Origin of the sequence: Nitratireductor sp. PBL-C9, from assembly GCF_050877045.1 — a bacterium.
Lineage (GTDB): Bacteria > Pseudomonadota > Alphaproteobacteria > Rhizobiales > Rhizobiaceae > Nitratireductor > Nitratireductor aquimarinus.
Map to the genome: position 1 here is coordinate 138,855 of NZ_JBPAXW010000005.1, position 24,543 is coordinate 163,397.

The 24,543-nt window shown below is 61.3% G+C and carries 25 protein-coding genes; 18 read left to right on the forward strand and 7 right to left on the reverse strand.

The features are described from left to right. The 5 genes from ACRTG1_RS12450 (at nucleotide 1) to ACRTG1_RS12470 (ending at nucleotide 6,614) form a co-directional block, all read left to right on the forward strand. Nucleotides 1–2,145, forward strand: a complete 2,145-nt coding sequence (locus ACRTG1_RS12450) for a type I secretion system permease/ATPase (protein ID WP_432516381.1) — start codon at nucleotides 1–3, stop codon at nucleotides 2,143–2,145. Nucleotides 2,146–2,159: 14 nt separating this feature from the next. Continuing rightward, on the forward strand, nucleotides 2,160–3,503 hold the full coding sequence (locus tag ACRTG1_RS12455) for an HlyD family type I secretion periplasmic adaptor subunit (protein WP_432516382.1): 1,344 nt from the start codon (nucleotides 2,160–2,162) through the stop codon (nucleotides 3,501–3,503). Nucleotides 3,504–3,591: 88 nt separating this feature from the next. After that, nucleotides 3,592–4,086, forward strand: a complete 495-nt coding sequence (locus tag ACRTG1_RS12460) for a hypothetical protein (RefSeq protein ID WP_113156324.1) — start codon at nucleotides 3,592–3,594, stop codon at nucleotides 4,084–4,086. A 145-nt stretch (nucleotides 4,087–4,231) separates the two neighbouring features. Continuing rightward, complete coding sequence (locus tag ACRTG1_RS12465) at nucleotides 4,232–5,026, forward strand: methyltransferase, TIGR04325 family (RefSeq protein WP_432516383.1); 795 nt, start codon at nucleotides 4,232–4,234, stop codon at nucleotides 5,024–5,026. A 133-nt stretch (nucleotides 5,027–5,159) separates the two neighbouring features. Then, nucleotides 5,160–6,614, forward strand: coding sequence for a TrkH family potassium uptake protein (locus tag ACRTG1_RS12470; RefSeq protein WP_113155400.1), 1,455 nt, complete (start codon nucleotides 5,160–5,162; stop codon nucleotides 6,612–6,614). 109 nt (nucleotides 6,615–6,723) lie between these two features. Here ACRTG1_RS12470 and ACRTG1_RS12475 read toward each other — a convergent pair whose 3' ends face one another. Then, entirely contained in the window at nucleotides 6,724–8,607 is a 1,884-nt protein-coding gene (locus tag ACRTG1_RS12475) for a L,D-transpeptidase family protein (protein WP_432516384.1), read from the reverse strand. Between the two features lie 190 nt (nucleotides 8,608–8,797). After that, entirely contained in the window at nucleotides 8,798–9,751 is a 954-nt protein-coding gene (locus tag ACRTG1_RS12480) for an alpha/beta fold hydrolase (protein ID WP_432516385.1), read from the reverse strand. Between the two features lie 48 nt (nucleotides 9,752–9,799). Between ACRTG1_RS12480 and ACRTG1_RS12485 the strand changes: the two genes are divergently transcribed. Next, entirely contained in the window at nucleotides 9,800–10,252 is a 453-nt protein-coding gene (locus ACRTG1_RS12485) for a MarR family winged helix-turn-helix transcriptional regulator (RefSeq protein WP_113155403.1), read from the forward strand. A gap of 118 nt (nucleotides 10,253–10,370) precedes the next feature. On the opposite strand, the gene ACRTG1_RS12490 is transcribed toward ACRTG1_RS12485, so the two are convergent. Further along, complete coding sequence (locus ACRTG1_RS12490; protein ID WP_432516386.1) at nucleotides 10,371–11,198, reverse strand: AraC family transcriptional regulator; 828 nt, start codon at nucleotides 11,196–11,198, stop codon at nucleotides 10,371–10,373. Nucleotides 11,199–11,333: 135 nt separating this feature from the next. On the opposite strand from ACRTG1_RS12490, the gene ACRTG1_RS12495 reads away from it, so the two are divergent. After that, on the forward strand, nucleotides 11,334–12,536 hold the full coding sequence (locus ACRTG1_RS12495; protein WP_224873418.1) for an MFS transporter: 1,203 nt from the start codon (nucleotides 11,334–11,336) through the stop codon (nucleotides 12,534–12,536). Between the two features lie 72 nt (nucleotides 12,537–12,608). Next, entirely contained in the window at nucleotides 12,609–12,959 is a 351-nt protein-coding gene (locus ACRTG1_RS12500) for a VOC family protein (protein WP_206546319.1), read from the forward strand. A gap of 23 nt (nucleotides 12,960–12,982) precedes the next feature. Here ACRTG1_RS12500 and ACRTG1_RS12505 read toward each other — a convergent pair whose 3' ends face one another. Both ACRTG1_RS12505 and ACRTG1_RS12510 read right to left on the reverse strand, forming a co-directional pair. Next, complete coding sequence (locus tag ACRTG1_RS12505) at nucleotides 12,983–13,576, reverse strand: pyridoxamine 5'-phosphate oxidase family protein (RefSeq protein ID WP_432516400.1); 594 nt, start codon at nucleotides 13,574–13,576, stop codon at nucleotides 12,983–12,985. A gap of 40 nt (nucleotides 13,577–13,616) precedes the next feature. Further along, nucleotides 13,617–13,970 carry a gamma-butyrobetaine hydroxylase-like domain-containing protein gene (locus ACRTG1_RS12510; protein WP_206546320.1) on the reverse strand — a complete coding sequence of 118 codons (354 nt, stop codon included), beginning with the start codon at nucleotides 13,968–13,970 and terminating at the stop codon, nucleotides 13,617–13,619. Between the two features lie 178 nt (nucleotides 13,971–14,148). Between ACRTG1_RS12510 and moaA the strand changes: the two genes are divergently transcribed. The 10 genes from moaA (at nucleotide 14,149) to ACRTG1_RS12560 (ending at nucleotide 23,361) form a co-directional block, all read left to right on the forward strand. Next, nucleotides 14,149–15,153: a GTP 3',8-cyclase MoaA gene (gene moaA / locus ACRTG1_RS12515; RefSeq protein ID WP_206547454.1), complete on the forward strand. Its 1,005-nt coding sequence runs from the start codon at nucleotides 14,149–14,151 to the stop codon at nucleotides 15,151–15,153. Nucleotides 15,154–15,571: 418 nt separating this feature from the next. Further along, nucleotides 15,572–16,492 (forward strand): DMT family transporter, encoded by a 921-nt coding sequence (locus ACRTG1_RS12520; protein WP_113155407.1) that lies wholly within the window; start codon nucleotides 15,572–15,574, stop codon nucleotides 16,490–16,492. Nucleotides 16,493–16,592: 100 nt separating this feature from the next. Then, nucleotides 16,593–17,798 carry a multidrug effflux MFS transporter gene (locus ACRTG1_RS12525; RefSeq protein ID WP_113155408.1) on the forward strand — a complete coding sequence of 402 codons (1,206 nt, stop codon included), beginning with the start codon at nucleotides 16,593–16,595 and terminating at the stop codon, nucleotides 17,796–17,798. A 9-nt stretch (nucleotides 17,799–17,807) separates the two neighbouring features. Then, nucleotides 17,808–18,437 carry a molybdenum cofactor guanylyltransferase MobA gene (mobA, locus tag ACRTG1_RS12530; RefSeq protein ID WP_432516387.1) on the forward strand — a complete coding sequence of 210 codons (630 nt, stop codon included), beginning with the start codon at nucleotides 17,808–17,810 and terminating at the stop codon, nucleotides 18,435–18,437. Further along, nucleotides 18,434–18,952, forward strand: coding sequence for a molybdopterin-guanine dinucleotide biosynthesis protein B (gene mobB / locus ACRTG1_RS12535; RefSeq protein ID WP_432516388.1), 519 nt, complete (start codon nucleotides 18,434–18,436; stop codon nucleotides 18,950–18,952). The genes mobA and mobB overlap by 4 nt, the downstream gene beginning before the upstream one ends. A 404-nt stretch (nucleotides 18,953–19,356) precedes the next feature. After that, on the forward strand, nucleotides 19,357–20,142 hold the full coding sequence (locus ACRTG1_RS12540; protein WP_113155410.1) for an ABC transporter substrate-binding protein: 786 nt from the start codon (nucleotides 19,357–19,359) through the stop codon (nucleotides 20,140–20,142). Between the two features lie 169 nt (nucleotides 20,143–20,311). Then, the gene (locus ACRTG1_RS12545; protein ID WP_432516389.1) at nucleotides 20,312–21,025 is read left to right on the forward strand and encodes an ABC transporter permease; all 714 of its coding nucleotides are present in this window, start codon (nucleotides 20,312–20,314) and stop codon (nucleotides 21,023–21,025) included. Then, nucleotides 21,022–21,846 (forward strand): ABC transporter permease, encoded by an 825-nt coding sequence (locus ACRTG1_RS12550; protein WP_113155412.1) that lies wholly within the window; start codon nucleotides 21,022–21,024, stop codon nucleotides 21,844–21,846. The genes ACRTG1_RS12545 and ACRTG1_RS12550 overlap by 4 nt, the downstream gene beginning before the upstream one ends. A 24-nt stretch (nucleotides 21,847–21,870) precedes the next feature. Next, a complete protein-coding gene (locus ACRTG1_RS12555) occupies nucleotides 21,871–22,761 on the forward strand; it encodes an NAD(P)-dependent oxidoreductase (protein WP_224873420.1) in 891 nt (296 codons plus the stop codon). A gap of 9 nt (nucleotides 22,762–22,770) precedes the next feature. Next, complete coding sequence (locus tag ACRTG1_RS12560; protein ID WP_432516390.1) at nucleotides 22,771–23,361, forward strand: DUF3299 domain-containing protein; 591 nt, start codon at nucleotides 22,771–22,773, stop codon at nucleotides 23,359–23,361. Here ACRTG1_RS12560 and ACRTG1_RS12565 read toward each other — a convergent pair. Both ACRTG1_RS12565 and ACRTG1_RS12570 read right to left on the reverse strand, forming a co-directional pair. Continuing rightward, nucleotides 23,316–23,810 carry an Lrp/AsnC family transcriptional regulator gene (locus ACRTG1_RS12565; RefSeq protein WP_113155415.1) on the reverse strand — a complete coding sequence of 165 codons (495 nt, stop codon included), beginning with the start codon at nucleotides 23,808–23,810 and terminating at the stop codon, nucleotides 23,316–23,318. The genes ACRTG1_RS12560 and ACRTG1_RS12565 overlap by 46 nt on opposite strands. Nucleotides 23,811–23,909: 99 nt before the next feature. Beyond that, a complete protein-coding gene (locus ACRTG1_RS12570; protein WP_432516391.1) occupies nucleotides 23,910–24,542 on the reverse strand; it encodes a uracil-DNA glycosylase family protein in 633 nt (210 codons plus the stop codon). Nucleotide 24,543: the final 1 nt, after the last annotated feature.

Sequence of the window (24,543 nt, forward strand, 5' to 3'; positions counted from 1 at the left end):
ATGCTGGACAAACCGACAAAGCAACCTGCCCACGCGAAGGATGCATCATCCTGGGTGATCGAAGAAGCGCGGCCGAGAGAACAACGCGCAGAACCGCGCAGCAAACCACAGACGCTCTCGGTGGATCAGGAGATTTCCCGGATTTTCAGGGAAGTCGATGCGCGCGCGGCGCGGATGGCACAGGAAGCAGCCAAACGGGAGGCGCAGCAGGACCGGGCAACGGATAATGCCGCCCCCAAAGCTTCCGAAACACCGCAGGCAAAGACTGCCCAGCGGGAAGCGGCAGCGCCGCAGAACAAGCCCCGGGAAGACAGGAAGAGCGCGGCGAAAACAGCTCCTGCCGAGCAAAGGCAACGGTCGGCTGAGGAAGCGCCTCAGATCAAACAGTCCGGCGACACGAAGGAAAAATTCCATCGCCGTCTGGGGCCGGTCGACTTCTCAAAGAGCCTGTCCGCAGGGCTGGGCGCAGTGCGCAAGAACCTGCTGATGGTTCTGCTTTTCACCAATGCCAGCAACATTCTGGTGCTCGCGATCCCTGTCTATCTCTTCCAGATTTCGGACCGCGTTCTGACCAGCCGCTCCACCGATACGCTCATCATGCTGACCATTGTGATCATCGGGGCGGTGTTGCTGCAGGCGATTTTCGACGCGATCCGGCGCTTCATCCTGATGCGCACGGCCGTTGAGGTAGCGGCACAGCTGGGCGCGCCCATTCTGAGTGCGGCAGCGCGCGCTTCGCTGCATGGCACGGGGCGCGAATACCAGACGCTGGGCGACCTGCAACAGCTGCGCTCCTTCCTGGTTTCGGGCACGCTTCTGTCGTTCCTCGACATCCCGTTTACGCCGATCTTCGTTCTCGCCGTTTTTCTGGTTCACCCGCATCTCGGCAGCATCGTGGTGCTGTCGGCCTTCCTGCTCATGATCGTCGCCTTCATCAACCAGCGCGCGACCGCTGCCCCGTTCGGCGAGGCCAATGTCTATCAGAGCAAGGCCAATATGCATCTGGATTCCATGGCGCGGAATTCGCAGATCATCAACGCGCTGGCGATGATCCCCGAAGCGGTGAAGATCTGGGGGCAGGACACGGCCGGATCACTGAAGGCGCAGGTCAAGGCGCAGGACCGCAACATCATGTCGGCCGCCACTTCGCGCGCGATCCGCCTCCTGACGCAGGTGGCCCTGCTCGGCTGGGGCGCTTATCTGGCGATCCAGGGATACATTACCGGCGGCATGGTGATTGCCGCGTCGATCATCGCCGGTCGCGCGCTCGCGCCCATAGAAGGCTCCATCGAGGGCTGGAACCAGTTCATCCTCTCGCGCGGCGCATACCGGCGCATCAAGGCGCTCCTGCAGGCCTCCCCGCTCAATCTGGAACGGCTCGTGCTGCCGAAACCCGAGGGAAGGCTCGATGTGGAGCGCGTTCTCTACGTGCCGCAGGGAACAAAACGGGTCGTGCTCAACGGCATCAATTTCTCGCTGCGCCCGGGGGATTCGCTCGCAATCATCGGCAATTCCGGGGCCGGCAAGACCACGCTCGGCAAAATGCTGGTCGGCTCCATCCTGCCCACATCGGGCAGTGTGCGGCTCGATCTGATGGACCTGCGCAACTGGGACCAGCGCCAGTTCGGCGACAATATCGGTTATCTGCCGCAGGACGTTCAGCTCTTCCCCGGCTCGATCAAGGCCAATATCGCGCGCATGCGCGACGATGTGGACGACAGGGAAATCTATCAGGCGGCCATCCTGGCCGACGTGCATGAGATGATCGCCACCTTCCCGCAGGGCTATGAAACCATCGTGGCCGCCGATGGCTCACCGTTGTCGGGCGGGCAGAAGCAGCGCATTGCGCTGGCGCGCGCATTCTTCGGAAATCCACGCATGATCGTTCTGGATGAGCCGAACTCCAATCTCGACAGCGCCGGCGACGCCGCGCTTGCCCGCGCACTCAAACACGCCAAGGAAAACCGGATCACCATGATCGTCATCACGCAACGGCCATCGCTGCTGCGCCATGTCGACAAGATCCTGCTGATGACCAACGGAACCATCTCGATGTTCGGCCGGCGCGAGGACGTGCTGCGCGCCCTTGCCGCCCACCAGGCCGGACAACTCGAAAACGGTCCCTTCGCCAACCAGCTTCCCTGAAGGGCAGGTCCATCATGAGCTCCACCGAAATCGCCAAGCTTCAAGACATGACGTGGTACTCGGAGGTGCCGCGTTCGATCCGCAAGCAGAGCATTGCCGGCATCATCCTGCTCATTCTCTGTTTCGGCGGGTTCGGCATATGGGCCGCCTTCGCGCCGCTTGCAGCCGCCGTCATCTCACAGGGCAGTTTCGTCGCCACCGGTCAAAACAAGATCGTGCAGCATCTTGAAGGCGGCGTGATCAAGGACATCCTGGTGTCCGAAGGCGATCATGTGACCGCCGGCCAGCCGCTGGTGCAGCTGGACGAGACCTCAGCCCTTGCCAATGAACGCCAGCTTTTCCTGCGACGGGCGCGGCTTGTGGCGATCGTCGCGCGGTTGTCTTCTGAATATGAGGAAAAGACCAGCATCGACTTCCCCGCCGATCTGACGGAGCGGATGGCAGACCCGGAGATTGCGGAAATACTGGCGAGCCAGCGGCTCAATTTCGAATCCTCGCAGCGCAAGCTCCACAGTGAACTGGAGCTGTTGAACAACAACATCGCCGCGCTGGAAATTCGCGGACGCGGCTACACGGCCCAGCACGAGGCCCTGACGCGGCAGCTCGCCTTCCTGACAGACGAGTATTCCGGCAAGCAGAAGCTCTATGAGCAGGGGCTGATGCGCAAACCCGAAATCTCCGCCATCCGGCGGGCCATGGCCGAGGCGGATGGCCAGCTCGGGCGTCTTTCGGCCGAAGTCGATGAAACACATGCCCAGATGAAGCGCTATCGAGAGCAGGCCAACCAGACGCTCGCCGCCTATCGGCAGGCGGCCCTTGATGAGCTGCAGAGCATCGAGGCGGAGCTCGACGCGGTTCGCGAGCAGTCGCGCGCGGCAGAAAACATCCTGCGTCGCGCCACGATCAACACGCCAGTCGCAGGCACCGTCGTGCGGCTCTACTACCACACGCCCGGCGGCGTGATCGAAAGCGGCAAGAGCATTGCAGAGATTTTACCCTCGGACGTGCCGCTGATCATCGAAACGCAGATCCCGCGCACAAAGATCGACAGCGTGCGGGTGGGACAGGAAGCAACCGTGCGTCTGACCGCGCTCAACCAGCGCACCACGCCGGTCCTGACGGGCGAAGTGTTCTATGTTTCGGCCGACGCGCTGCGCGACGGCTCGGTCGATGAGAAACGCGAAATCTATCTGGCGCGGGTGCGGCTGCCGCCGAGCGAACTGGCGCGGGTTCACGGCTTCCTGCCGACACCGGGTATGCCGGCCGAAGTCCTTATCCAGACGGCCGAACGCACCTTCTTCGAATATCTCTCGAAGCCCATCATGGACAGCATGAACCGGGCGTTTCGCGAGAACTAGGAAGGGTCACAGAAAGTAGACGACTGAAACGTGCGGTGATAGCATGAGGGACAATGAGCTATCCGAGGTGGACGCGAGCCGTTTCGCCATGAATGAGGCTACCCCACGTTTCCGAAAAGTACTCACACTGCTGGGGCAGCTCAATTACACGTGGACCAACACCGAGAGCCTTCTCATCCACCTGATCGCGGGACTTGCGCGGGTGGACATGGAAACGGCCACGATCATTTTCCTGACGCTGAACACGTCGCGCGCGCGGGTCGATCTGGTGGAGCGGCTGGCCAAGACATCACGCACGGATGAGGCGGTTCGCAGGGATGTGCTGGGCGTTACGCGCCGGATGATGAGCGAAGCCAAGCTCAGGAACAAATACAACCACTGCATCTATTCCTTTGACGACACGGGCGAAAATGTCTCGACCCTGCTCATGCGGATATCCGACAGCGGCGACCGGCTGAAATATGGCAAGGTGGACGCCATCGATGATGCGGAAATCGACAACATCACCGGGTCCATCAACCGGCTGATCGAGACCAACCGGGACATCTGGGCAATTGCAAAGCGGTATGGATTCCCGCTGTAAGGCCCGGCGTTAAGCCTATTTGGCGCAGCATTCATCAGTTTTGCCGTATCGGTCATCCCCTTTGCAGCAGGTAATGTTTTGTCGTGACCGGCTTTGGCCCGGCGGCGACAAGGGGGACCAGGGGGACCAGGGGCCAGACATGCCGATGGAGCAGATCAAACAGAGGATCAAGGGAGCCCGGGGCGCGGTCGCCCTGCCCTTCAAGACGGCGGCGGGTCGTCTGCGCATGGCAACAGGTCTTCCCGTGCGCTTTTCCGGCGCCTATGCCTCATTCGATGAAGCGCTTGCCGCCGCGCAGCGTCAGGGGCTTGCGGGCTATGATCACGACGCGGTGGCGGACGTTGCCTTCGAGCGCATGTGCCAGCTCGTCCCCTGGGATTATCCGGTTCTGTTCTGGCTCAGCCGACTTGAGAGCCGCATCGCCACGGTGGTCGATGCGGGCGGTCATATGGGCACGAAGTTCAGGGCGTTCCGCAGGTCTCTGCCCTCCATCGACAGGCTGAACTGGACCGTCTACGACCTGCCCGCCATCGTCAAAGCCGGTGAGAAACGCGCCAGGGCGGATGGCCTGAGCGCCCTCACCTTCACGAGCCGGCTCGAAGATGGCGGCCCCTGTGACCTGTTTCTGGGGTCGGGTCTGCTGCAATATCTGAACGTTCCCCTGCCGGAGCTGCTTGGACGCCTGAGCGCTCCGCCCCCGCATCTTCTGTTGAACAAGGTCGCGCTGCGCAAGGGAAAAACGCTCGTGACGCTGGAGCGCATCGGCCCCGCTCTCGTGCCCTATCAGATCCGCAACGAAGCCGAACTTCTGGAGATGCTTGCAGCTCTTGGCTACAGGATTGAAGACCGCTGGAGCATTCCCTCGCTCTCCCATACCATCGACACGCACCCCGAATTCGGCGCCAGCGAAAGCGCTGGGTTTTACTGCGTAATGCCATGATTGCCGGGCTTTGGAGGGGCTGTTGCTCACTGGCAAGCCCTGCCGGTTATGCATGGCTACCCTCTCCAAAACCACTTTTCCTCACGCATTTTCTCCTCTACCAACGGTGCCCGCACCTACCGAGGTAGAGACATTGCAAACATCGACAATCCGGACAGCCACCTATCCAGCGGCCATTTTTGCCGTCTACGTGGCCGCTTCGATGCTCCTTCCCGCCGCCGTCGATCTCTATTACGGCAATGATGACTGGCAGGTTTTCGTCGTCTGCTCACTGGCGACAGGCGCAATCGCACTGACAATCGCAGCCGCCACACGCGCCCCTCTTACCCGTGGCTCCACCCAGTCCACATTTCTCGTGGTGGTCATTCTCTGGCTGATGCTCGGCCTGGTCGGCGCGCTGCCATTCTACACCGCCTCGCTCAAGCTCGATCTGGCCGAGGCCGTTTTCGAATCCGTCTCGGCCATCACGACGACCGGCTCCACCGTGATCTCCGGGCTCGACGGACTGCCGCCCGGCCTTCTCCTCTGGCGCTCCATCCTGCAATGGATCGGCGGCATCGGCGTTGTGGCGCTTGGCCTGTTCCTGCTGCCACTTCTCAAGGTCGGCGGGTTTTCCTACTTCCGGGTGGAATCCTCCGACATCGAAAACCGCCCCTTCGACCGTTTCATCAGCTTTCTGTTCGCGCTGGTCGGCATCTACTGCCTTTTGACCGGGCTCTGCGCGCTGTCCTATGCGGCCGCGGGCATGGACAATTTCGACGCGATCAATCATGCGATGACCACCATCGCAACCGGCGGGTTCTCCACCCATGATGCCTCGTTCGGCTATTTTGAGGGCAATACGGTGCTCTGGGTCGGCACATTCTTCATGCTGATGGCGGCCCTGCCCTTCTCGATCCTCGTCCTGTTCTTCGCACGCGGACGGCTCGACGCGCTGCGCGATCCGCAAATCCGGCTGTTTCTCGGCTATGTGACGGTGATCGTCATCGTGCTGGCCGTTCAACGCAGGATCACGACCGGCCAGCCCTTCGATGACATTCTTGCTTCCACGGCGTTCAACTTCGCGTCGATCATCACCACAACGGGTTTTGCCAGCGAGGACTACACGCTGTGGGGACCTTTCGCGGTGACGCTCGCCTTCTTCGCGACCTTCCTCGGCGGCTGTTCCGGCTCCACTTCGGGCGGCGTGAAGGCGTATCGCTTCCTCATACTGGGCGCGATGCTGCGCAATGGTCTGCGCCTTCTCATCCATCCACATTCCGTGCGCGCCCTGCGCTATGGCAAGCGCATCGTGGATGTGGAGATGCAGCGTTCGGTGGTTCTGTTCGTGGTCGGCTTCCTTGCCTCCTGGGTGCTGGCAACGCTGCTTCTGGCCGCCACCGGGCTCGACTTCCTGACCTCGCTCACGGGTTCACTGACGGCGCTTACCAATGTGGGTCCGGGCCTTGGCACCACCATCGGACCATCCGGCAATTTCGCGCCGCTCAGCGACTTTGCGAAATGGGTTCTTTCAGCGACCATGCTGCTTGGCCGGCTGGAAATCCTTGCGGTCGTCGTCCTGCTGCTGCCGACTTTCTGGCGCGATTAACGAGCCTGCTGGCCAGGGGCAGGACCCTGGGTCAGACAAACAAAAACGGCCACCGCTCAAGAGCGATGGCCGCAAAACCCTGCCGCAATGCGACGCCTGATCCTCCCGATCAGGAATTGGGCGAGCGCGTATCGGTGACCTTCTCGATCGCAATCCCCAGGCGCTCATCACGCCCATAGACATCGCCATGATAGGCGATCACACCATCCGTCTGCGGCCATGCCGTGAAATAACCGACATAGACGGGGATCTTGCGCTCGATCTTGCGCCGTGTCGGGCGACTGCGATCACCGCTCTCAATGGCGCGCGCCACGTCGTCGACGGAAACATCGAGCAGCGCCGCCGCCATGGCGCGCGGATCGGCCAGACGCACGCAACCATGGCTGAATGCGCGTGTGTCGCGCTGGAACAGGCTCTTGGAAGGCGTGTCATGCATGTAGATGGCGTGCCGGTTGGGGAACAGGATCTTCAACTCACCAAGCGCGTTGCGGCGGCCCGGCTTCTGACGGACGCTGAAAGGCACATTGCGGCCATACTGGCCCCAGTCGACGGCGGACGACGAGACCTTGCGCCCCTGACCGTTGATCACCTCGTAGCCGTTCCGGTCGAGATAGCTCGGATCGCGCCACAGCTTGGGCAGCATCTCGTTGACGATGATGGAGCGCGGCACCCCCCAATAGGGGTTGAATTCCACCGTCTCCAGCTCGTCATGGAAGAAATTGGTCTGGTTGGCAGTCCGGCCCACCACCGTGCGCATGGAGATGCGCGGCTCGCCCTTGTCGAAGAAATCAACATTGAAGGAGGCGGCGTTGATCACCACCCGCGTTTCGCCCAGCTCCGAGGGGTGCCAGCGCAGACGCTCCAGCGTGTAGAGAACCTTGTCGATGCGCGCAGCCTTGGAAACGCCGGCAATCGCGGCAACGGTGCGCGGCCCGATGACGCCATCCGGCTTGAGGCCCCTCTCCTCCTGCGCGGCCTTCACCACAGGCACCAGCGCCTGAACATAAACCTCACTGCCGGCATGCTCTTTCAGCGCCGCGCCATGGGTTTCCAGAAAAGCGGCATCCGCATCGCGCTCGATGAGCTTGAGCAGCTTTGCCAGTTCGGGATTGGTTCCGCCCGGGCGGACAAACGTCTTGGGGTCTACGATGATCTCACGCTCGGCAGCGCCGCGCAGCATCTCCAGCTCCGCGCGCAGCTTGCGATAAGTGTCGTTCTGCGGGTGCTGCCGCTCCAGATAGATATCGGCATCGGCCATATTGGCCATGAAACCGAGCGACTGCTCCAGGTTCATCGGCTTCTTGGCGAAGTCGTGATAGCCGGATAACTTGTTCGGATTGATGCGGCCCGCGTGGGCGTCACGCGCATAGCGCAATGCACGGGCAGAAAGCATCATCTCGAAGCGGATCAGTTCCTTCTGGCGTGCCGCGATGTCATCATAGGAAAAATCGCTGCCCGGCACACCGACCGTATAGTCGCTGTCGGAGAGCCCATAGCTGGAAGCCTCAGAAAGAACGCGCAGAACCTGCCGCGCACGATCATTGGGCTGGTATCCGGAAACCCAGATGAAATCGGGCCTGCTCGAATAGAAGCCGACCAGCGCCTTCGCGATATCCTTCTCGGCGTAGAGTTCCATCCCCTCCAGCATCGGCAATGCCTCGCGGAAGGAAACGCCCTCGAGGGTCGGCTGAAAAGCGCCCTCTACCTCTGGAAGCGTGATCTCGGAGAACTCGACATGGGCGAGGCTCTCCGGCTTGTAATTGTAATAGGAAGGCGCGGAGATCTTTGGCGCCTTCGCAGGCACACGACGCTGCGGCGCGGGCTCAACAGGCTTCGGCGGCGGCGCGGAACGCGCGGCGCTGGAGCGGTTGTTGCCACCGAACAGCATATCGAAAAGATTGTCGCCCTGGGCATGTGCTGCCCCTGCATGCCCCGCAAACACAGCCAGGGCCGCACAGGCCAGCCAGGTCTTGCGTGTGGATTTCAAAATCATCGATCACCCCGCCGAGATCCGAACTATATTCCAGGAGCGCCATTTGCGGACAGGCTTCCAGCGGCGGCCAGAGACCGCAACCGATGACGCCTGCACGTAAAACGCTTCCCAAACATGAATCGCAACCAAAATAACAGTTCAAACAGGATCGGTCGCGGGCAGATCGATAAAATTGTCGGGAAATGCACGCTCAGTTGGGGATTGGTAAATGATTCTCTAATGACCGCATAAGGGGCACATCCTCACGCCGCAGCTTGCGCGTGGCGACAAAGGCGGCGACACGCGCTGCGATCCCCGGATCGGCGAGAATGCGGCGATGACCGAGCCCCGGCGCCCATGTCACCGAAACATGCCGCCCTGCTGCCGCCATCGCCCTGGCGTCGGTGGCAGGAACCTCCTTGTCATCGGGCGCGTGGACAATCAGGGTCGGGATATCGAGGGCGCTCAGTTGATCGCTCCCGACGAAACTGGAAAGCGGCGTTCCGGCAATGATCTCAACCCGCCCTTCAAACTCCTCTTGAGCCTTTGGGGTGAGTTTCAGAAACTGCCCGAACTGCGTGAAAAGATCAGGCAGCGCATTCGGTGCACCGATCATAACCAGCCTGCGCACCGGAACCGGCGGTATTCCATCAACGGACCCGGCCACCGCATTGAGGGCAACGGCGCCACCGAAGGAATGCCCGACCATCGCGTCGAACGGCCCAAGCCATTGGGCCGCACTTTGGACGGCTGCGACGGCCTTGGGGATGTTCAAAACCCGCCCGCCGGACGAGCCATGGCCCGGAAGGTCGAGCGACACCACGCGAAACCCGCGCTCCAGAAGCGCCTCGATGATGGCGCGCATATGCTCCGTGCGCGAACGCCAGCCATGCAGCACAAGCACGGTCGGCCCGTCGCGACGCCCGCCCCAATTGGTGAACTCGTAAGCCGCAACACGGCCGTGCTCCGTCGTGAGACTGTGCCTGCGGGCGCTGCTCATGAAATTCTGCGCCTTTGACAGGAGACGTTTTTCCTTCTCTGTCAGCTTCTGCGGACTCGGCGTACGGCAGAAGAGCCGGAAGGCAAGACGACCTGCGAGGCTTGGCGCGACATGATCGATTGTGCCAAAAAGACCCCGTAAGATCCTCAGATTGAGTGCGGTCATGTCGGCAATCCATGATAATGTTCAATCATGAACAAAGTTAGTTCAAGCATGAACAAAAAACAAGAACTTCCCTGGGACAATCCGCGCTTCCGTACATGGGTTGCAGTCGCGCGCGCAGAAAAGGCCATTGTAAGGGCCCTTGGCAAGGCACTCGAACCGCTGGGCCTGAAGATCGCGCAGCTCGACATGCTGATGAATCTGTATCGCCACCCCGGTCAGTCGCAGCACGATCTGGCGCGCAGGCTTCTGGTCGGCCGCTCCAACATCACCATGCTTTTGCCGCAGCTTGAAACCCAGGGGCTCGTGCGCCGCGAGAACGACGCAAAGGACCGTCGCATTCTCAGGCTCTACCTGACGCCCGATGGCGAGGAACGGCTGATGGAAGCGCTCGCCGTCTATACGGAACTTATCGACCGCGTCATGGCCCAGTCCACGCCGGAACAGTGCGAGGCCATGGGCGAGCAGATGCGCAAGATCAGCGAGACACTGGCGCAGGACTAGCGCTTCGGCCCGAAAGTCGGAATCGATGTTCGGAAAACACGATGCGTCGATTCAATAGGTTAGAGCGTCCTTTGTGCGTCCGAATGGACGCACGGCGCTCCAGCGGCAGCGCGCGGGGTCAGGACCCGTCTTCCCTCTCGGGCAGTTTCAGATAGTTGCGCGGCGAAGAGCCGAGCATGCGTTTGAACATGGTGGTGAAGGCGGCGACACTGTCATAGCCGAGATCATAGGCGACGCTCGTCACCGGCTCGCCGCTCACAAGCCTGGGCAAGGCCGCAAAGAGGCTCGCCTGCTGACGCCAGACCGAGAGGCTAACACCCGCTTCCTGCTTGAAGCGCCGCGTGAACGTGCGTCGGCTCATGCCCGCGTCGCGCGCCCAGTCATCAATGGTGACCCGGCTTGCCGGCGCATCGAGAAAGGCCCGGCACATCCGCGCAAGCCGCGCATCAGCGGGAAACGGCAGGCCGAGCGGCAATTCCGGCAGGCGCGGAATTTCGTGCAGAATGAGCTTGTAGATAAGCCCGTTGCGCCCGGTCGGCTGCGCCACATGGGGCAGCGGCGCCACCTCCTCCAGAAGACTGTGCATCAGCGGGGTAACACCGACCACACGCGGCCTGTCGGGCAGATCGGAAATCGCCTCCGGCAGCACATAGACAGACTGCATGCGCACATCGGTCACCATGTCCACGGCATGCACGATGCCGGGCGGAATCCAGATCGCCTGCCCCGTCGGCACCATCCAGTGCCCGAACACGGTCTTGACCAGAACAACCCCGCTGCGCGCATGAAGAAGCTGGCCGCGGCTGTGGCGATGCGCTTCCACCTGAACATGCGCCGCCTGCTCGATCTCGCCAACGACAAGATCGCCTTCCGCCTCCTCGATCCACGACCGGCGCTTTTCGTCATTGACCGGGCGATCCCCGTTCATGACGACGGTACTGGGCATTCTATTGGCTCTGTCGGGTGGATTCATTTGGCCCACTTGCGAAAAAACTAGACCAAATCACCAAGGAAGGTCATTTGCAACAGGCGTATAAGCGGTTGCCGCTTCGCCGACGGCGTTTTCGCATGGAGTTCCTACGTGACCGACACCACCGCCAATCGCGTTCCCGTTCAGGCCGAGAAGACCGCTTTCGCGGTGCTCATCGCGGTCAGCTTCTGCCACATGCTCAACGACATCATGCAGTCGATGCTTGCGGCCATCTACCCGATGCTGAAAGCGGATTACGGACTCGACTTCTGGCAGATCGGTCTTTTGACCATGGCGTTTCAGGTCACCGCTTCGCTGCTTCAGCCAGCCATCGGGCTGACGACAGACAAGAAGCCGATGCCCTATTCGCTGCCGGTCGGCATGGGTTCGACCTTTATCGGCCTTCTGCTTCTGGCGACGGCGGCCAATTACTCGCTGCTTCTGGTCGGCGCGATGTTCGTCGGCCTCGGATCAGCGATCTTTCACCCGGAATCGTCGCGTGTGGCGCGCCTCGCATCTGGCGGGCGCTACGGCCTTGCACAGGCCGTATTTCAGGTGGGCGGCAATGCCGGAACGGCCATTGGGCCACTGCTTGCCGCCTTCATCGTGGTGCCGCGCGGCCAGACCAGTGTTGCCTGGTTCTCGCTCGCAGCCCTTCTCGGCATGATCGTGCTGTGGCGCGTCAGCGCCTGGTACGCAGCCTATCGCCAGCGCGCGGCCTCTCGTCCGGCGCCAGCAAAAACGCTCACTCTGCCAAAAGGCAAGGTGGCCATGTCGCTCGCCATTCTCGTCTCGCTGGTCTTCGCCAAGAATGTCTATATGGCCGGCATTTCCAGCTACTACACCTTCTTCCTCATCGAGAAGTTCGGTGTGACGGTGCAGCAGTCGCAGATCCTGCTCTTCGTCTTCCTGGGGTCCGTTGCGGCCGGCACGGTTCTGGGCGGGCTGGTCGGCGACCGCATCGGCTCAAAGACGGTGATCTGGTTCTCGATCCTCGGTGTGCTGCCCTTCACGCTGGCCCTGCCCTATGCGAATTTCTTCTGGACGCCGATCCTGACCGTGGCCATCGGCCTGATCCTCGCATCGGCCTTTCCGCAGATCGTGGTTTTCGCACAGGAGCTTCTGCCCGGTCGCGTGGGCATGGTCGCAGGCATGTTCTTCGGCTTCGCCTTCGGTCTCGGCGGGCTTGGCGCAGCGGTGCTCGGCATCGTCGCTGACAGTCAGGGCATCGAGTTCGTCTACAAGATCTGTTCCTACCTGCCGCTGCTTGGTCTGTTGACCGTGTTCCTGCCGAACCTCAAAAAGGCAGGCTAGATCGCCGTGCGCCCATCCGGACGCACAAAGGACGATCTCAACCATTGACGGAGCTTCAAGAGGAAAAACGCCATGAGGGTGAAGCGCATCGTCAGCAACATCGCCGCAGACAGGCCTGAAGCGGCACGCCGCTTTTATGGCGATGTTCTGGGACTGGAAACGCTGATGGATCAGGGCTGGATCGTCACCCATGGCGCAGACGAACAGATGAGCGTTCAGCTCAGCGTCATGTCCGAAGGTGGATCGGGCACGCCCGTGCCCGGTCTGTCGATCGAGGTGGATGATCTCGACGAGGCGCTGCGGCGGGTCGAGGCGGCAGGCTTTCCGATAGAATACGGACCTGCCGACGAGCCCTGGGGTGTGCGCCGTTTCTACACGCGCGACCCCTTCGGCAAGCTCATCAACATCCTCACCCACAAATAGGCAACGGCCCGCCAATCAGCGCGTCACCACATGGTCTGGCGCGCACGCTCCGGCCAATCGCGATCATAAGCCTCGCCGTCGATCTCAGCGCGGCTTGTCGCCTGCAGTATCTGGCCGGCCGTTGGCAGGCTCTGCGGATCGACATGGTTTTCAGCGTTCCACAGACCGGACCGGACAATCGCCCGCGCGCACTGAAAATAAATCTCGTCAACCGCAAGCACGATGACCGAACGCGGGGCAGCCTCGTCGACCGCAAAGGATGCACACAGATCGGGATCAACCGAGAGCTTCGCACGCCCGTTGACGCGCAGCGTGGTGCCCGATCCGGGAATGAGGAAGAGGAAAGCCGCGCGGTCATCACGGATGATGTTGCGCAGGGAATCGGTCCGGTTGTTGCCGCGCCGGTCGGGCATCATCAGGGTGCGGTCACCGTGGATGCGCACGAAACCCGGCCTGTCGCCGCGCGGAGAACAGTCAATGCCTTCCGGCCCGATGGTCGCCAGCGCCACAAAGGGCGAGGCTTCGATCAGCTGCGCATATTCGGGGATGACACGGTCGGTAACCTTGGTCAGCGAGGCCGCGCCCGGCTTTCCGTAAAGCGCCTCAAGCGCCTCCATGGAGGCGATGATGTGTTCTTCATTCTCATGCGTTGCAGCGTCATGCGTCACGGCTCAACCCCTTCTCCTCCAATTCATCCAGATACCCCTGCCATTTGGCGTCTTTCTGCGCAGCGAGCTCATGGAGGTAGACCCATGTGAAAATGCCGCTCTGATGCGCATCGCTGAACACGATCCGCACCGCATAATTGCCCACGGGCTCAACCCGGCTGATGGTGACATGCCGCTTGCCGGGAACGGTGACGCGCTGCTCGGGCGAATGGCCCTGCACTTCAGCGGATGGAGAAAGAACCCGCAGCATCTCGGCGGAAAGCTCCGCCGGCTCGGCATCGGGAAACAGAACCGTCAGCAAAGAACGATCCCTGGAAACACGCAATTCCTTGGGTGGTCTCATTGTGCACCGCCTTTCGGCCAACAGACCTATTCAGCTTTGGTTCAACTGAAAAGCCCTGCGATGCGGATTGCCCACGAGAACAGCCCGGTGCTAGTGTCACGGCGCTTGAATTGTCTGCCCCGATCCACGACATGAGAAGGGTGGAAACATGATCGGAACCGCCAGCGGAAGCGAGCCTATGACGCAGAGCAACATGATCGACCCCTTTGGCCGCGCCATCGACTATCTGCGCGTTTCGGTTACTGATCGCTGCGACTTCCGGTGCGTCTACTGCATGGCGGAAGACATGACGTTTCTGCCCAAGCGCGATCTTCTGAGCCTGGAAGAGCTGGACCGGCTGTGCACCGTCTTCATAGAAAAGGGCGTGCGGCGGCTTCGGCTGACCGGCGGTGAGCCGCTGGTGCGCAAGAACATCATGCATCTGGTGCGGCAGCTTTCGCGCCACCTGAAATCCGGCGCACTCGATGAGCTGACGCTCACCAGCAATGGCTCCCAGCTCGAGCGTTTTGCCACCGAGCTTGCCGATTGTGGCGTTCGGCGCATCAACGTTTCCATCGACACGCTCGATGCGGACAAGTTTCACGCCATCACCCGCTGGGGCAAGCTCGACAAGGTGATGCGTGGCATTGAAGCTGCGGAGGCCGCCGGCCTCAAGATCAAGCTGAACACCGTCGCGCTCAAGGGCTTCAACGAAGACGAAATACCCGAAATGCTGCGCTGGGCGCATGGCCGCGGCATGGACATGACCGTGATCGAGACCATGCCCATGGGCGAGATCGACGGCGACCGGACCGACCAGTATCTTCCGCTTTCGCTCCTGCGCGCACAGCTTGAGAAGCAGTTCACGCTGACCGACATTCCGTTCAAGACGAGCGGACCGGCGCGCTATGTCGAGGTGGCGGAAACGGGCGGCAAGCTCGGCTTCATCACCCCGATGACGCATAATTTCTGCGAAAGCTGCAACCGCGTGCGCATCACCTGCACGGGCATGCTCTACATGTGCCTGGGTCAGGACGATTCCGCCGATCTGCGCGATGCGCTGCGGGCTTCGGAAGGCAATGACCTGCTTGCCGAAACCATCGACAGGGCCATCGCCCGCAAGCCCAAGGGGCACGACTTCATCATCGACCGGCGCACCAACCGCCCCTCGGTCTCGCGCCATATGAGCGTTACTGGCGGTTAAGGTCCCGGACCGAAAGGCGGAACGCTTCTTCGGTCTTTCCCATATTCCATCGTATTCACGCGATGCATGGTTCGGCTGGCTCACCATGAGGGAAGCAGTTCGTGACAAGGCATCTTGATCAAAGACGTTTCAACGCGTTTGGCAGTCAGCGCCCTCCCTCATGGTGAGCCAGCCGAACCAAGCGCGTTCTGAAAATCTTCGTGTGTCTCGCAGGGTGCGTCAGAATGGATCCGGGGCCGGATTCGGGGCGTTTTTCGCGGCCTCAACGATTGCCAAATCAATAAGGTATACTTAGCATCAACACGAGATGTGCGGGGAGCAGATTCGCTTTCGCGCATAACCGTTGAAACTCCTTCGACGTGGAAGCGCCGCCCCCGGCGGGCGGTGTGTTTCCACGTGCCTGCATCGCGGGGTAGTCGTGTCCTTTTCGCCGAATGCGCGCGGTGCGCTTTTCATGTGTGTGGCCCTTGCCGGCTTCACCATCAATGATGCTTTGACCAAGCTTGTAGCCGAAGTCATGAACATGGGACAGGTCATGCTTGTGCGCGGCGTCATGGCGACCGCGCTGATGCTTCTGTTCGCGTGGCGCACCAAAGCGCTGCAGCAGCCCAGAGCCATCCTGCACCCCATGGTCGCGCTGCGGGTTGCCGGCGAGACAGGTGCAACGATCTGCTTCCTGTCGGCTCTTGCGCATATGCCCATCGCCAACCTGACAGCGGTCATGCAGGTGCTGCCACTCACCGTCACCATGGGCGCAGCCTTCTTTCTCAGTGAGCCCGTTGGCTGGCGTCGCTGGAGCGCGATTGCCGTGGGCTTCATCGGCATTCTGATCATCATCAGGCCGGGCTTTGACGCCTTCAACGCCTATTCGCTCTATGGCGTGGCGGCAGTTGCCTTCGCGACCATGCGCGACCTGACAACACGCAAGATCCCCGAGGATATCCCCTCATCCCTGATCTCCACCGCCACCGCCGCAGCGGTCACGCTTGCCGGCGCTGTTCTGGTCGTCCCCTATGGCGGCTGGTCGCCGATGAGCAATGCGGATTTCGCAATCCTTGTCGGCGCGACGCTGTGCGTGGTCTGCGGGTATCATTTCATCGTGGTTTCGCTTCGCGTGGGGGAACTCTCCTTCATCGCGCCCTTCCGGTACACGGCGCTGCTCTGGGCCATTGCGCTCGGCATCGTCCTTTTCGGCGACTGGCCGGACTGGGCCATGATCCTCGGCGCAGGGCTGGTTGTCGGTTCCGGCCTCTACACGCTCTATCGCGAACAGATCATCGACAGGGTCAAACCTGCCGCTGAAAGCACAACCCCCAGCATGGCCACGGAGGGCACATGAGGGGCAACAGGCAGTCACAAAAGCGCCTGACCATTGCCAACGAGGCTGTGCACCGCATCTCCGGTCACAGTCTCTGATAAATCAAGGTTCTCAAGACGTTATGGAAAAGCATTTGCCCCGCTCTGCCACCCCTCCCCATATCGTCACGCTGGTGATCGCGAGCGCCACCGCCGCTGTCTCCATGAACCTTTTCCTTCCCTCACTGCCCGGAATGGCAGAGTATTTTCAGGCCGATTACAGGGTCGTCCAGCTTGCGGTTTCGCTCTACCTGGCCGCAACCGCCATATTGCAGCTCGGCATCGGCCCTGCGTCTGACCGCTTTGGCCGCCGGCCGGTCATGCTCACCTCTTTCGTCATCTTCATCCTGGCCACCATCGCCGCCCTTGTGGCCCCCAACATCACCATTTTCCTGATCTGCCGGGTGATGCAGGCCTTCGCCGCCGCCGGCATGGTCCTGTCGCGCGCCATCGTGCGCGACACGGTCGGCGCGGACGAAGCGGCAAGCCGCATCGGCTACATCACCATGGGCATGACGCTGGCACCCATGCTCGGCCCCGTTATCGGCGGCTTTCTGGATGAGCTCTATGGATGGAAGTCCACCTTCTATCTCATTCTGGGCTTTGGGCTTATCTCTTTCGTGGTGGTCTATCTCGACCTCGGCGAGACCCATCACAACCGTTCGACCAGCCTCACCAAACAGCTGAAAACCTACCCCGAACTGTTCCGCGCCCGTCGCTTCTGGGGTTACACCGCCACTGCGGGGATGGCGTCCGGCGCGTTCTTCGCGTTTCTTGGCGGCGGTCCCTATGTGGCCACCGAGATCCTGGGTCTGACGCCATCGCAATACGGCCTGTATTTCATCTTCATCTCGGTCGGCTACATGATCGGCAACTTCATGTCCGGTCGCTATTCGCGGCGCATCGGCATCAACCCGATGATGCTCGCCGGCAACATTGTCGCCTCGCTGGGCCTCCTGCTGGCTCTGGCGCTGTTCCTTGTCGGCTTCTACCATCCAATGTCGCTGTTCGGCCCCTCATTCCTCGTGGGCATCGGCAATGGCATGACCATGCCCAACGCCAATGCAGGCATTGTCAGCGTGCGTCCACATCTGGCCGGCTCGGCGTCGGGCCTGGGCGGAGCGTTGCAGATCGGCGGCGGCGCGGCCCTTTCCGTTCTCGCCGGCGCTCTCCTTTCACCCGATACCGGCCCCTACCCGCTCATCTGGGTCATGCTGATCTCGTCGTCGCTCGGCATCGTCACATCGCTCTATGTGATTTACGTTGCCCGGCAGGTCGGAGATGTTTGAGGCAGGTATATGAGCATGAGCAAGGGCATTGTCGGGATCATTCTTGCCGGTGGCGAAGCCAGCCGCATGGGCGGCGGCGACAAGGGCATGCTCGCGCTTGAGGAAGCCTCGCTGATGGAAACGGTGATCGCGCGGCTTTCCCCTCAGGTCGACCGGCTGGCGCTCAACGCCAATGGCGATCCCGAACGCTTTGCGACACTGGGGCTCGATGTGGTCTCCGATCCGCTGCCAGAGCGCGTCGGTCCTCTGGGCGGCATCCTCGCCGGCCTGCAATGGGCACGGCAAAATGCGCCCGGCGCCACCCACATCGTCACGGCAGCAGCCGACACGCCCTTCTTCCCGGATGATCTGGTGGACCGGCTGGCCGAAGCCGGCGGGAGCGCCAAAACGGTGGCCCTTGCGCGTTCAGGCGAAAGGCTGCATCCGGTTTTCGGGCTCTGGCCTGTGTGCATCGCCGACGATCTCGCCCGACATATCGCCGAAGGCGGAAACCGCCGTGTCGCCGCCTATGCCTGCGATATCCAGAAGGCGGCAATCGTGGATTTCCCGCAAAGCGCCGAAGGCGATCCATTCTTCAACGTCAACACGCCCGATGACCTTGAACAGGCGCGTGAAAGAAGCAGAAGAGAGAAGTCGTGAATCAGCCCGTATTCGGCATTGTCGGCTGGAAAAATTCCGGCAAGACCACTTTGACCGTCGCGCTCGTTGAGACGCTGACGAAACGCGGCTTCAGGATCGCAACGCTGAAGCATGCGCACCACGATTTCGACATTGATCACGAAGGAACGGATTCGTTCCGCCATCGCCGCGCGGGCGCAGGCGAAATCGCCATCGTGTCTGGCAGGCGCTGGGCGATGATCCATGAACTCACCGATGAAAAAGAGCCAACAATGGAGGAGATGCTGTCACGGCTTTCTCCCTGCGATCTGGTGCTCATCGAAGGCTTCAAGCGCGCCGGCCACCCAAAGCTCGAATGCCGCCGGCGGGCTTCCGGCGACAAGGCCTTTCTTGCGGCATCAGACCCGACAATCGTTGCTGTGGCGGCCGACCACGAAACCGAAGGCGGCGCATTGCCGGTCTTCGACCTTGATGACGTAGACGCCATTGCCGATTTCATCGTCAATCATACGGGAATCGCGCGCAGCGGCGGCTAGGGTCAGACCCATTAATATGGCCGAAATGGTCGGCCTGATTTGTGCGGATACGCGAAGCAAGACCGCAGGAAGACTTCACGTCTTTCAAGGGTTTGCGACAAGGTAGCCCGTGCAAATCAGGCCGATCCGAAAGACGCTCGATAGACCGGCGACCTGCTGCGTCACCCCCCTTGACCGGGGGAAGACCCCGCTCTGCTGGCGTTTCCTTGCATCTTTTGGTCTATCGAACGCCATTGCGGCCATATTAATGGGTTCTGCCCCTGGGTTCCTGCGCCTTCCTTGCATTGCCCGGGAGCCGTCACCTTTACGGTTGCAATTTGCGGCAAATCGGTGGGAATATCCGGCTTCATGCACCGCCCCGGTCAAAATGGAAGGCGGCACATAATAAGATGAGAGGAACTAGAATGCTTATTTCACGGCGTATCGCGCTCGCCCTGCCCGCAGCCGCTCTGGCGCTCGCAGTTGGCTCGGCCCATGCCCAGGACACGATGAAGCTGAAGATCGGCACCGAAGGCGCCTATCCTCCCTTCAACAACCTGACCGCCGATGGCTCTCTGGAAGGCTTCGACGTAGACATCGCCAAGGCGCTCTGCGCCGAGATGAAGGCGGAGTGCGAGTTCGTGACGCAGGATTGGGACGGCATCATTCCCGCCCTTCAGGCCGGCAAGTTCGACGCCATCATCGCTTCCATGTCGATCACCGAGGACCGCAAGAAGCAGGTCGACTTCTCCAACAAGTATTACAACACGCCGCCGGCGCTCGTTGTGCCGAAGGAATCCGACATCACCGGCACGTCCAGGGAGGATCTGGCCGGCAAGGTGATCGGCGCGCAGGGCGCAACCACCCATGCGACTTTCGCCGAAACGACCTTCAGCGACAGTGACGTGAAGGTTTATCCGACCGCCGAGGAATACAAGCTCGACATGGTGAACGGTCGTCTGGACGCCGTGATCGATGACGTGATCGTGCTTCAGGAGTTCCTCGACAGCGAAGATGGCGCCTGCTGCAAGGTGCTCGGCACGCTTACCCCGGATGAAGCCATCTACGGCCCCGGCATCGGCATTGCCGTGCGTCAGGGCGAGGATGAGCTCCGCGAGAAGCTGAACGCTGCCATCACCGCCATTCGGGAAAACGGAAAATACAAGGAAATCAACGACCAGTATTTCTCGTTCGACGTCTACGGCGATTGAGCGCAGTCATCATGTGTCGATTGACATAGCCGCAGGCGGCCGGACCCGAAAGGTTCGGCCGCCTGTTGCGTATCGGGCGGCGTTTGCTTAAGGGCACCGTTACCAGAAATGAAATCGCCAATCCGCATGGGGGTGCAGGATCAGGCGGTTCGAGTAAGGATTTTGGGAGATGGAAGGGGTTTGGACCCTTTTGAGTTTCGGCCCTGAGGGCTGGGGCGACAATATCGCCAAAGGCGTTCTGTTGACGGTAACCCTGGCGCTGGCCACCTTACCTCTGGGGCTCGCCATCGGCTTCTTCGTCGCGCTGGGCAAGCGCTCGAACGACAAGGCCTTACGGCTTGCAGCAAACATCTACACGACGATTTTCCGCGGTCTTCCTGAACTGCTGACGCTGTTTCTCGTCTTCTACGGCGCGCAGATCGGCCTGCAGAAGCTCGTGCATTTGTTCAACCCGAATGCCAATATCGAGATCAACGCATTCGTGGCCGGCATGGTCGCGCTGGGCGCTGTGTTCTCCTCCTATGCCAGCGAGGTTTTCCTTGCGGCGTTTCGGGCGATCCCGGACGGGCAATATGAGGGCGGCCACGCAATCGGCCTTTCCAACGGGCAGACCATGCGGCTTGTCATCCTGCCGCAGCTCATCCGTCTCGCCCTGCCCGGCCTGTCCAATCTGTGGCTGATCCTCCTCAAGGACACCGCACTCGTGTCCGTCATCGGCCTCACCGACATCCTGCGCCAGACCGGCATCGCGGCCCGCGTCACCAAGGAGGCGTTCCTGTTCTACGGCATTGCCTGCCTCCTCTATCTCGTCCTCGCCATGCTTTCCTCCATCGTCCTCGGCGCGATCGAAAGACGGACGAAACGCCATGGAGTGCAGCGATGAGCGCGAACGGCACAATTGCGGTGGAACGGCCACCGGAGGTGAAACAGGGCTGGACGCGCGCCCGCATCATCGGCGTCGTTCTGCTCACGATCTGGGCAGCACTTGGGCTCGGCGTGCTGATCTTCATGGTCAATGCATGGGATCCCGAGATCTTCGCCCGCTATGCGCCGCGCTACCTGTCGGGCCTGTGGGTCACGATCCAGCTCGTCGCCGTTTCGGTCATCTGCGGCGCACTGCTCTCCGTTCCCATCGCGCTCGGGCGCATGTCGCGGAACAAGCTGATCGCCGGACTGGCCTATGCCTATGTCTACTTCTTCCGCGGCACGCCGCTTCTGGCGCAGACCTTCCTGATCTATTACGGTCTCGGTTCGTTTCGCCCGGAACTTCAGGCCATCGGTCTCTGGGGCTTTTTCCGCGAGGCCTGGTACTGCGCGGCCTTTGCCTTCACGCTCAACACCTCTGCCTATCAGGCGGAAATCCTGCGCGGCGCGGTGGAAAGCGTCGGGCGCGGACAATGGGAGGCTGCTTCGGCTCTGGGGCTTTCAAAACTCCAGACGCTCCGCAAGATCATCATCCCCCAGGCCCTGATCGTGGCGCTGAGGCCCTATGGCAATGAGATCATCCTCATGATCAAGGGTTCGGCCATCGTCGCCATCATCACGGTCTACGACCTGATGGGCGAGACACGGCGCGCCTATGCCCGCACCTTCGACTTCCAGACTTACATCTGGGCCGCCATCATCTATCTTGGCATTGTCGAGGTGCTGCGCAACGCGATCGACTGGATCGAACTCCGCATCACAAAGCATCTGAAGCGCTAGCGCAACCTGCGCCAGCACACGCATATCAAGGGAGAGAATTTCCGAATGGCAGACGTCGCATTCATCGGGCTCGGGGTCATGGGATATCCGATGGCCGCGCATCTTCAAAACAAGGGCGGTCATACGGTCACGGTCTACAACCGCACGGCCGCCAAGGCCCGGAAATGGGTTGAAGAGCATGGCGGCGCGAGCGCCCCGACGCCCCGTGAGGCCGCCGCAGGCAAGGACTTCGTGTTTTCCTGCGTCGGCAATGACGATGACCTTCGCTCGGTGACACTCGGCGAAGACGGCGCTTTCCAGAGCATGAAGGAAGGCGCCATCTTCATCGACAACACCACGGCGTCGGCGGAAGTGGCGCGCGAACTGGCCGAGGCAGCACAAAAGAGCGGGTTTGGCTTCATCGATGCGCCGGTCTCCGGCGGTCAGGCCGGTGCTGAAAACGGTGTGCTTACGGTCATGTGCGGTGGTGACGAAGCCGTCTTCGAGAAAGCGAAGCCGGTCATCTCCTCCTTCGCGCGCATGGTCGGCCTGATGGGCCCGGCCGGCTCCGGCCAGCTCACCAAGATGATCAATCAGATCTGCATTGCAGGCCTCGTTCAGGGGCTGGCCGAAGGCATTCATTTCGGCCAGAAAGCCGGTCTTGATATCGAAAAAGTCGTCGATGTGATCTCCAAGGGCGCTGCCGGTTCCTGGCAGATGGAGAACCGTCACAAGACGATGAACGAAGGCGCATATGAGTTTGGCTTCGCGGTCGACTGGATGCGCAAGGATCTCGGCATCTGCCTCTCCGAAGCCAATCGCAACGGGGCGAGCCTGCCGGTCACGGCGCTGGTCGACCAGTTCTACAAGGACGTGCAGAAGATGGGCGGCAATCGCTGGGACACTTCATCCCTCCTCGCCCGGCTGTCAAAATAGGAGCGAGCGATGGCTGGCCGGTTCCGGGTGTTTCATGCAGCGATCCTGAGCCTTCTCGTGACACCGGCCTTCATCCCAACGGCCAGCGCCAGCGCAGTTGAGGCACGAGAGATCGACTGGCCGGAACTCTCCCCCGCCCACGGCAATCCTGATGGGCCCGCGCTTGCAACGGGTCTGGACGGAGAAACGATCAGGCTGTCAGGTTATCTCCTGCCGGCCGATCGCGAGGGCGAACTGGTCTACGCCTTCATGCTGGTCGCGCGGCGCGGCGCTTGCAGCCACATGCAGCAGCCGCCGGCCAATCAGGTCATCCGCGTGGTGCCATCAGAGCCCTACCGGCTCAGTTCCAACTATGAGCCGGTCACGATCACGGGCGCTCTGCGCCCCGGCCTGGAAAAGACGCAGCTTTTCATTCTGGACGGAGCGGCCATCATCCAATCCGGCTACACGATGCGCCGCGCGGAAGTCAGCCCGAACCGGAACGGGCCTGCATGGCGCGACCCGTCACAGGACAATCCGTGGCATCGGGTCACAAGAGGTGCCGAACTTTCCGCTCAGCCGCCGTTGGAGCCGCCGGAATCCTTGTCGAGCACCAGATAATCCAACGGCAGCTCGGTCGTGTATTTGATCTGCTCCATGGCGAAGGTGGACGAGACATCGCGGATCTCGATCTTGCCTATGAGCTTCTTGTAGAAAGCGTCATAGGCCGCAATGTCCGGCACGACCACGCGCAGCAGATAGTCCACATCGCCACTCATGCGGTAGAATTCGACCACTTCGGGAAACTGCTGGATCACTTCGGAAAAGCGCTTCAGCCATTCATGGCTGTGCATGTTGGTGCGGATCGAGACAAAGACATTGACCCGCGCGTTGATCTTTTCCGGATCAAGCACCGCCACACGCCGGCGAATGACGCCTTCTTCCTCCAGCTTCTGAATGCGCCGCCAGCAAGGCGTCGTCGACAGGCCCACCTTTTTTGCAACATCGGCAACAGCAAGGGTCGAATTTTCCTGCAAGAGGCGCAGGATCTTGCGATCAAGGCGGTCCATGACAAACTCCAGAGAAAATGATTTCCTAAAATGACAGGAGCCACACCGCTCAACAAGAAATTTTTTGCTCGAAAACTCGAGATTTAGACCGCAGAATTCTCAAACCGGTGAGATAAGCCGATGGATTTCCTCTCGGAGAACCGGCAGCAGATCGCGCTCGAACCAGGGATTCTTCCTGAGCCAGGCAGTGTTGCGCCAGGAGGGATGCGGCAGAGGCAGAACGCGCGGGCTTCGAGGCAGCGCCAAAAGCCGCCGCCAGTCGCCAACCGTCTCTGTCAGCGTGCGTGAACGCTCGCCCCCCAGATGCCAGGCCTGCGCATATTGCCCGATCACCAGCACGAGTTCGATCTGCGACATGAGCGCCATCAACTGCCCACGCCAGGCGGGTGCGCATTCCCGGCGCGGCGGCAGATCTCCGCCTTTCGCATCAAGGCCCGGAAAACAGAACCCCATCGGGACGATGGCAAAACGGGACGGATCGTAGAATGTCGGGCGGTCCACCTGAAGCCAGTCCCGCAGCCGGTCTCCCGAGCGATCGTCGAATGGCAGGCCGGAAGCGTGAACCCGCGTGCCCGGCGCCTGCCCGGCGATCAGAATGCGCGCGGTCGAGGAGCCCACCACCACGGGGCGCGGTTCATGCGGGAGGGGTTTGCCCTCGGGCTCTTCCACGCAGAGACGGCAGGCGCGGACCTGCTCCAGAAGGGCTGCCAGCGCTCCGTCCTGCATGTCCATG

Bases quoted from the DNA above. Each gene is read 5' to 3' on its own strand.
- ACRTG1_RS12450 (WP_432516381.1), top strand. From the start codon at position 1: ATGCTGGACAAACCGACAAAGCAACCTGCCCACGCGAAGGATGCATCA.
- ACRTG1_RS12455 (WP_432516382.1), top strand. From the start codon at position 2,160: ATGAGCTCCACCGAAATCGCCAAGCTTCAAGACATGACGTGGTACTCG.
- ACRTG1_RS12460 (WP_113156324.1), top strand. From the start codon at position 3,592: ATGAATGAGGCTACCCCACGTTTCCGAAAAGTACTCACACTGCTGGGG.
- ACRTG1_RS12465 (WP_432516383.1), top strand. From the start codon at position 4,232: ATGGAGCAGATCAAACAGAGGATCAAGGGAGCCCGGGGCGCGGTCGCC.
- ACRTG1_RS12475 (WP_432516384.1), bottom strand. From the start codon at position 8,607: ATGATTTTGAAATCCACACGCAAGACCTGGCTGGCCTGTGCGGCCCTG.
- ACRTG1_RS12480 (WP_432516385.1), bottom strand. From the start codon at position 9,751: ATGACCGCACTCAATCTGAGGATCTTACGGGGTCTTTTTGGCACAATC.
- ACRTG1_RS12485 (WP_113155403.1), top strand. From the start codon at position 9,800: ATGAACAAAAAACAAGAACTTCCCTGGGACAATCCGCGCTTCCGTACA.
- ACRTG1_RS12490 (WP_432516386.1), bottom strand. From the start codon at position 11,198: ATGCCCAGTACCGTCGTCATGAACGGGGATCGCCCGGTCAATGACGAA.
- ACRTG1_RS12500 (WP_206546319.1), top strand. From the start codon at position 12,609: ATGAGGGTGAAGCGCATCGTCAGCAACATCGCCGCAGACAGGCCTGAA.
- ACRTG1_RS12505 (WP_432516400.1), bottom strand. From the start codon at position 13,576: ATGGAGGCGCTTGAGGCGCTTTACGGAAAGCCGGGCGCGGCCTCGCTG.
- ACRTG1_RS12510 (WP_206546320.1), bottom strand. From the start codon at position 13,970: ATGAGACCACCCAAGGAATTGCGTGTTTCCAGGGATCGTTCTTTGCTG.
- moaA (WP_206547454.1), top strand. From the start codon at position 14,149: ATGACGCAGAGCAACATGATCGACCCCTTTGGCCGCGCCATCGACTAT.
- ACRTG1_RS12525 (WP_113155408.1), top strand. From the start codon at position 16,593: ATGGAAAAGCATTTGCCCCGCTCTGCCACCCCTCCCCATATCGTCACG.
- mobA (WP_432516387.1), top strand. From the start codon at position 17,808: ATGAGCATGAGCAAGGGCATTGTCGGGATCATTCTTGCCGGTGGCGAA.
- ACRTG1_RS12540 (WP_113155410.1), top strand. From the start codon at position 19,357: ATGCTTATTTCACGGCGTATCGCGCTCGCCCTGCCCGCAGCCGCTCTG.
- ACRTG1_RS12545 (WP_432516389.1), top strand. From the start codon at position 20,312: ATGGAAGGGGTTTGGACCCTTTTGAGTTTCGGCCCTGAGGGCTGGGGC.
- ACRTG1_RS12550 (WP_113155412.1), top strand. From the start codon at position 21,022: ATGAGCGCGAACGGCACAATTGCGGTGGAACGGCCACCGGAGGTGAAA.
- ACRTG1_RS12560 (WP_432516390.1), top strand. From the start codon at position 22,771: ATGGCTGGCCGGTTCCGGGTGTTTCATGCAGCGATCCTGAGCCTTCTC.
- ACRTG1_RS12565 (WP_113155415.1), bottom strand. From the start codon at position 23,810: ATGGACCGCCTTGATCGCAAGATCCTGCGCCTCTTGCAGGAAAATTCG.
- ACRTG1_RS12570 (WP_432516391.1), bottom strand. From the start codon at position 24,542: ATGGACATGCAGGACGGAGCGCTGGCAGCCCTTCTGGAGCAGGTCCGC.